Annotated in this window: 1 protein-coding gene; it reads left to right on the top strand. The window is 47.5% G+C overall.

Annotated features, from left to right (window positions below; genetic code table 11):
* The first annotated feature begins 350 nt into the window (after nt 1–350).
* Nucleotides 351–617, top strand: coding sequence for a transposase (locus tag ASU03_RS18855; protein WP_197411297.1), 267 nt, complete (start codon nt 351–353; stop codon nt 615–617).
* The last annotated feature ends 312 nt before the right edge of the window (nt 618–929 follow it).

The raw sequence follows: 929 nt of genomic DNA, 5'->3' as shown, positions 1-929 counted from the left end.
TAGAATACTTAAACCAAGCAGCACTTTGCGATAGAACCATTTCAGATGTTCAAAATTTGAACTTCTTTATCCACACTTGGCATTTGCATAAAATCACCCAGAACTGTAGTGTCTTTATATCGGGCTAGGATGGCCGGAACCTATTTATATTCACGTGTGGTGCTAAGGGAGCACATGGGGTGATGGAGGGTTCCGGGGGGTCGGAGCCCTCCAATTTTTCATTTTTTATTAACCAAGAAATAGCGTTACCTAGAAGTTAGCTTCGGGGGCGCAGGTCAAAAGCTAATCCCCCCGAAAAACGGTTGTGTTGAAAGCTAGAATTTTCGTGGCAAGATATGCCAAGGAGATTCATGATGAAGAAGTCACGTTATTCGGAGGCGCAAATCGTCTCGATCTTGAAAGAAGCAGAGAACGGCGTACCCGTTCCTGAACTCTGTCGTACGCACGGGATGAGCAGTGCTTCATTTTACCAGCAGCGCTCAAAATTTGGCGGATTGGATGCGTCAATGATTTCCGAGATGAAGCAGTTGCAGGTTGAGAACGCGCGTTTGAAGCGAATGTTTGCAAACGTGAGCATGCAACACGAGTTGAACGAGGAAGCCCTTGCAAAAAAGTGACGAGGCCCGTCTCAGAAGCGAGAGATGGTCGTTTATACAATTGCCACGCAAGGTGTCAGCATAGAACTAGCATACGGCACATTTGAGCTTAGCCAGCGGTGCTTTCGATATCAGCGGGTGTGCTGTGAGTGCAGAGATCGCAAACTAGCTGCTGGTTTTACCATCGCGCGGCGAAATTTGGACTTTGTTCTGTATTTTTGTACCGTCGTAACGTGAAGGGCTTTGGATGAAACCTCAAAAGGGTTTATCCCGTTGGCTGACAGGCGAATGCGAAGCAATCACCGAGAGGCGCATCTATTACGAACTGGAGCC

Origin of the sequence: Colwellia sp. TT2012 (assembly GCF_001440345.1) — a bacterium.
Lineage (GTDB): Bacteria > Pseudomonadota > Gammaproteobacteria > Enterobacterales > Alteromonadaceae > Colwellia.
The sequence above is the reverse complement of the archived record's forward strand: the minus strand, read 5'-3'. Positions and strand labels throughout refer to the sequence as shown.